Genomic DNA, 6000 nt, shown 5'->3' with positions numbered 1-6000 from the left:
AGCCGACGACGAAGTGGATGACGATCTCGAACTTCTCGCGCAGTTTTTCGGGCAGCAGCACGAGGATGGATTCCATGCCGATGTGGCCGGCGTCGCGCACGCCGGCGGCGGCGCCGAGCATGGTGACGTAGATGACCAGCACCAGGGCGGCGCCTTCGGCCCAGGTGGGCGTGTCGTTCATGACATAGCGGCCAAACACCTGCCATATCACCACGAAGACGATGCCGAACAGGCCGAGCACCGCCAGGATCATCGCCGCGCGGCACAGGGCCGCATTCATTTTGGTAAGAAACATCGTCTTTTCTCTTTCGACAGGCGTGACGAAGCCTGGCTTGATTGCCGTGTCCAACATGCTGATTCCTGAATCTAGAATGAATTTGAATAGAGAGCCTATGGTTTATGGCTCAGGGCTCCCTATTCATGCGTGCTATCGATCCGGCCCGAAAAATGAACCATTTTTCGGGCCGGATCTATACTGCAATCAGTGCGCGGTCTTCTGGATCTTGGCTACGACGTCCTTGAGCGCCGGGTCGGTCACGAAGCGCTCATACACCGGCTTCATCGCCGCCGTAAAACCGGCCTTGTCCACATCCGTCACGATCTGCGCGCCGCTGGCCTTGACCACTTGCTGCGCCTTCGCCTCGCGCTCGTCCCACAGCTTGCGCATCGCCGGCACCGACTCCTTGGCCGCCTTGCGGATCAGCGCCTGGTCGTCCTTGGACAAACCGTCCCATACCTTCTTCGAGAACAGCAGCACTTCCGGCGCCATCGAATGCTCCGACAGGCTGTAGTACTTCGCCGCCTCATAGTGGCGCGACGATTCGTACGACGGCCAGTTGTTTTCCGCGCCGTCGATCAGCCCGGTCTTCAGACCCGTGTACACCTCGGCATACGGCATCGGCGTCGCATTCGCACCCACCGCCTGCATGATCGCCACCCACATTTCCGACTGCTGCACCCGGATCTTCTGACCCTTCATGTCGGCTACCGTCTTGATCGGCTTCTTGGTGGTGTAGAACGAACGCGAACCGCTGTCATAGAAGGCCAGGCCGACGAAGCCTTCCTTTTCCAGCGAGGCCAGCAGCTGGTCGCCGATGGGGCCGTCGAGGGTTTCGCGCATGTGGGCGGTGGAGCGGAACAGGAACGGCAGCGACGGCACCACCATGGCCGGGGAGATCGCATGCAGCGCGGCGCTGTTGATGCGCACCATGTCGAGCGCGCCGATCTTGACCTGCTCGACGGTATCCTTTTCCGAACCCATGGAGCTGTTGGCGAAGACCTTGACGCCGAGGCGGCCCTTGGTCTGCTCGGCGAGCGCCTTGCCCATCTGGCCCACGGCGACGACGGTCGGATAGTCGTTGGGATGGACGTCAGCGGAACGGAAGTCCTTGGCATGGGCCATGATCGCGGCCCCTGCCAGTGCGGCCGTGACCATGTGGGAAAGAAGCGTTTTCAGTTTGAATTGCATTCGGTATCTCCTGTTTTCAAAAATTCCGGCCTTCTTCAGGGCAGCAGACACTGCCTCTTGCGAACCGTCTAGCGTCACACCAAATAACCGAAAACCCGTTCCGCCGATCACGGAAGGTGCCCCGAATTGCTTGGAAAACGTTTAACTGAATTAAACCGCTTTTTCTGAAAGTGCGCAAGAAGTTTTATGCATGGCGCTGACACGTCCTTTCGTTGCAGCACCAGATGTAAATCCCGAGGCATCCTGGATTGTGGACCACTCAATTTAACGTTTTCCGTCTGGGAGTCCGCTGCGTCGCGATGCCGTGAAAACATAAACTTTCACGGGCGGCTATTGACCGCGGTTCGATGGATTAGAATTGCACATTCGATTCATGCTTCGATCGCACCTGTCCGCCGGACTTCCCCAATGAAAAAAAACGCTCCAACACTTCACGATGTTGCCAAGGCAGCCGGCGTGTCCATTGCCACGGTGTCGAAATTCCTGAATGGAGCCCAGCGCTTTTCGCCGACGGTCGAAGCCACGATCAATTCGGTCGTCGCGGAACTCGGATATCGCTCCAATGAACTGGCACGCTCGATGGTCACCGGAGAAACGAAGACCATCGGCGTCGCCATCCTCGACATCAACAATCCGCACTTCACGGCCGTCGTCAAAGGCGCCAACCGCGTGGCCATCGAGGCTGGCTACACCCTGCTGTTCGTCGATACCGAAGAAAACCAGGCGCGCGAACTGCAGTTGCTCGATACCCTGAGCCGGCGCGTGGACGGTCTGATCATCAGTTCGCGGATGCAGGAGGCCGACATCAAGACCGTGATCAACTATGGCAAGCCGATCGTCTTCTTCGGCCGCCTCGACACGACCAAAGTGGTGAGCGTCGCCAGCGGCGGACAGCGCGGCGGTTACATGCTGGCCCAGCATCTGGTCACGCAGGGGTACAAGAAGATCGCCTATCTCGGATTCGCGAAATCGCGCTGGAACAGCGACCGGCTGGCAGGCATCAGCGAATGCCTGGAAACGCATGGATTGCAGTTGCAGCGTTACGAGGCGCAGGCGCCCTTCGCGTCGGAAGGCGAGCGCCTCTGTTCAATGATCATGCTCGGCAAGGAGCATCCCGACGCACTGATCTGCTACAACGACTTGCTCGCCATCGGTTTCATGAAGGAAGCGCAATCTCTCGGCTTCCGGCTTCCCCAGGATATCGCGGTCGGCGGTTTCGACAATGTTCCTTATGCGGAATACGTATCGCCCTCGCTGACCTCCGTCAACCTGCAGAGCGAAGGCATGGGAGAACTGGCAATGAAGAAAATGCTCGACCTGCTTGCCGGAAGAGAGACCGAGGAGCATACGGTGCTCGATCCGCAGCTGGTATTGCGCGCGTCGACCACCGGCAAGACGCGATAGGATGGCTGAGCTGCATTGAGGCGACGCGCCGAGGACGATTTCCGACACCCGCATTACTGTCGCTCCCGCGCTGCAGGATGCTGAGAACAGCACCCTACCCGCGAACGCCACGTCGCGGATTTGCGGACGGGTGTAAGGAAAACTGGAAGCCGAGGCCGGAATTCTGACATTCCGGCCTCGCAGTCGACGGCTTTCGCCGCAGGGCCGGTATCAGTAGCCGAGCCCGAACCCGAACGGATACAGCGTATCCTTCGCCGGATAGCCAGGAACATCCGGCTGGTTGTCGATCACGGCCTGGAGGTTGTTTGCCAGCGCGAACGGAAGCTTGCCCTGCGGCTTGAACCTGCCGCTCAGGACATCAAGCAGGGCCGCATTGCTGACGCCGAATCCGGCCACGATCGCACCCGCGTTCTTCAAGCCGCTCGCCTCATCCAGGACATAAGGCTGACGGAAATAGATGCTCAGCACCGTCTTGCTGGCGCCCACTTCACCCATCACGGCCTTGATCTGATCCAGCGACGGAGACATCCTCCAGGACTGCGATTCGGCCATCTTGGTAAACGACAGGTTGTTGGCTTCCCAAGGGAACGATCCGCCGAAAGTGAGTCCATTGTCGGTGCAGGACAATGCCGCGTTGGTGCTGCAGCGGTCCTCGGCGCCGTACGGCTTGCCGGTGAGCGGATTAACGAAGGATGGATTGGCGCCGGTGGTCGCACCATTGCTGGCGTAGGTGCTGGTGACCGCCTGCGGATTCGACACTTCCACGCGGATCACCGCGTAATCGTGGCCTGCCGCGCTGGGCCGCACGCCGTTGGCCAGGGCTTCGCCATCGGTGACGACATATCCGTATTTCTCGACATCCGATTTCGCGATACCCATCGTGTATACCTTCGCACCGGCCTTCAGCGGCAGCGTCTTGGCGCCGGCGCCCTGGTCCTGGTTTTGCAGCAGGACGATGGACTTGCGCTGGATGTCCATTCCCTTTTCCCGGTTTGCCTGCTTGCCGACGATGCCATTCGCCTGGGCCGGATCGACGTAGGGGTTCTCGAACAGGCCGAGCTGGAACTGCGCCTTGAGGAGACGTTTCGCCGCCTCGGTGACGCGTTCCTCGGTTACCAGCCTTGCCTGCACAAGGTCGGTGATTGTCTTGTTGACATTGAAGCCCGACAAGGTATCGGTACCGCCGTTGATCGCGGCAGCGACGCGCTCCGGCACGGTTCTGCTTTCCAGGCCCCAGGCGCGGTCGTTGATGATGCCGGTGTCGGAATTGACATAGCCCTTGAAGCCAAGCTTGCCGCGCAACAGATCGGTGACAACCTGCTTCGAGAACGCCATGCCGGTCTGTTCGTAGACGACGCCGTCATAGGCCACCGAGATCGGAACGCCGTAGTAAGGCATGATGGATGAGACGCCGGCATTGATTGCCGCCATGAACGGCTTCAGATGGTAGCCGAAATTATTGCCCGGATAGACCTGGTTCTTGCCGAACGCATAGTGCGGATCCAGGCCCTGCTCCTGGGGTCCGCCGCCCGGGAAATGCTTCATTGTCAATGCGACCGCCGAGTCCTTGTTGAGCGGTCCGCCCTGAAGATTCTCGACAAGCGTTTTCATGATGTTTGCGTTGAGGTCGGCGTCTTCCGTGAACGTTTCATGAACGCGATACCAGCGCGGCTCGGTGGCGAGGTCGGCCATATAGCCATACATGCCCCGCAGGCCGATCGATTTCCACTCCTCGGCCATCACCTGGGAAAACTCCTTGATGACGCTCATGTCTCCGGTGCCGAGCGCCGCCGCGGCGAGCCCGCCCTCCTTCGGAAACTCCGTGAATGCGCCCGCGGCTTCATTGATGCCTACCCGGGCATCTTTTTCATAATGATTACGTGCATTGGACTTGAACAGTGCGGGAATGCCGAGGCGGGTTGCTTCGCGCAGGGCCTGCACCGAATTCATGAATTTCGCCGCATCTTCCGGCGTGACCGGCTGGCCGCTGCGTCCTGCGGTCGCCGTGCAGGCGGGGGTGCCGGTGACGACATTGCGGAGAATGAAGCGCGCCATCTTCTGCGTGTTGACGAAATCGACACCTGCCTGAGGAACCGCGCCCTTGCAGTCGGCATTCAGGGTATCGATCAGCATCAAGCCTGCTTTTTCATCCAGGGTCATCTGGCTGGCCAGGTCATTGACACGGTCGTCGACAGGCAGGCGCCAGTCTTCATAGGGATCGAGCTTCTGGTTGCCGTTCAGATCCTTGAACTGCAGGTTGTCGACAGTAAGAAGCGCTTTTGACCGCACCTCAAGCTTGGGCTGCACCACTGACTGGCCGGCACTCTGCGCGCCGCCGGAACCGCCTCCGCACGCCGTCAGCGACAGCAGCGCGCCGCCGAGCAGGGCCGTGAGCCCGATGCCCGACCTGTCGCCGATGCCGTCTTTCCCGCCCTTGATGCAGGCGGCGCCGCCTGCATCACCCCCCGGTTGCCGTGCTGAGCCGGTCCGTTTTTTCCTTGTCATTCTCGTCTCCATGAAATACCGTCCGCGACTTGCGGACGCAATGTGGTTTGGCTTTCTTAGTTAAGCGCTTAACTTAGTATGCCATCGATGAATTTGCCTTGGCAAGGAGATTTTTGTCAGCTCACTATGCTGGTAGGAGCGGTGCGGCACTCACGTTCCGCCTTATGAATATTGGTCAATAACGAGGGGAGAGAGCGATCCAGTGTAAACCGCAATGGTGGATGATTACACTGGGAAAATCTTTTTCACTTATCAATACCGAACTAAATGGCAGTCTTTAGTGAAACGCTTTCCTGAATAACTGCTATCGATGCCACCGATACCTCATCAAATGATTGCCTGTCGTCCGAACTTCGTCCGGCATGTGTTCAACATGGATTCATCCGCAACCGACATCGATCCACCGCAATCAATTGAAAGCACGAGATGGATTTGACGGAAAGAAACTCGGGCGGCGGATGTCAAGAGTGCCGGTCAAAATGCCGTTGGCAAGGAAGGCGACCAGTGGAGACAGTGCGGACATACGGCAAGGAGGCGCAATGCGGCTTTTGATAGGCGCTCCAAGAACGCGTCCCAGGCCCCGGGGCGGAAAAGACGCAGGTCCTCGCTTACTAGAGCGTTTT

General features: G+C 59.1%; 4 protein-coding genes. 1 reads left to right on the top strand and 3 read right to left on the bottom strand.

Annotation, left to right across the window (positions count from 1 at the left end):
• A partial coding sequence (locus FH061_RS27035; RefSeq protein WP_151638941.1) for a TRAP transporter small permease occupies positions 1 to 352 on the bottom strand: 352 nt, incomplete at its 3' end.
• A gap of 129 nt (positions 353 to 481) precedes the next feature.
• Positions 482 to 1468 carry a TRAP transporter substrate-binding protein gene (locus FH061_RS27030; RefSeq protein WP_151638940.1) on the bottom strand — a complete coding sequence of 329 codons (987 nt, stop codon included), beginning with the start codon at positions 1466 to 1468 and terminating at the stop codon, positions 482 to 484.
• A gap of 408 nt (positions 1469 to 1876) precedes the next feature.
• Between FH061_RS27030 and FH061_RS27025 the strand changes: the two genes are divergently transcribed.
• Positions 1877 to 2872, top strand: coding sequence for a LacI family DNA-binding transcriptional regulator (locus tag FH061_RS27025; protein ID WP_151638939.1), 996 nt, complete (start codon positions 1877 to 1879; stop codon positions 2870 to 2872).
• Positions 2873 to 3082: 210 nt separating this feature from the next.
• Here the strand turns inward: FH061_RS27025 and FH061_RS27020 are convergent, their stop codons facing one another.
• Positions 3083 to 5377, bottom strand: coding sequence for a glycoside hydrolase family 3 protein (locus tag FH061_RS27020; RefSeq protein ID WP_151638938.1), 2295 nt, complete (start codon positions 5375 to 5377; stop codon positions 3083 to 3085).
• Between the last annotated feature and the right edge of the window lie 623 nt (positions 5378 to 6000).

The sequence above is a fragment of the Noviherbaspirillum aerium genome, from assembly GCF_008929045.1.
GTDB classification, from domain to species: Bacteria; Pseudomonadota; Gammaproteobacteria; order Burkholderiales; family Burkholderiaceae_D; genus Noviherbaspirillum; species Noviherbaspirillum aerium.
This window is presented reverse-complemented; position numbering and strand designations above follow the sequence as displayed.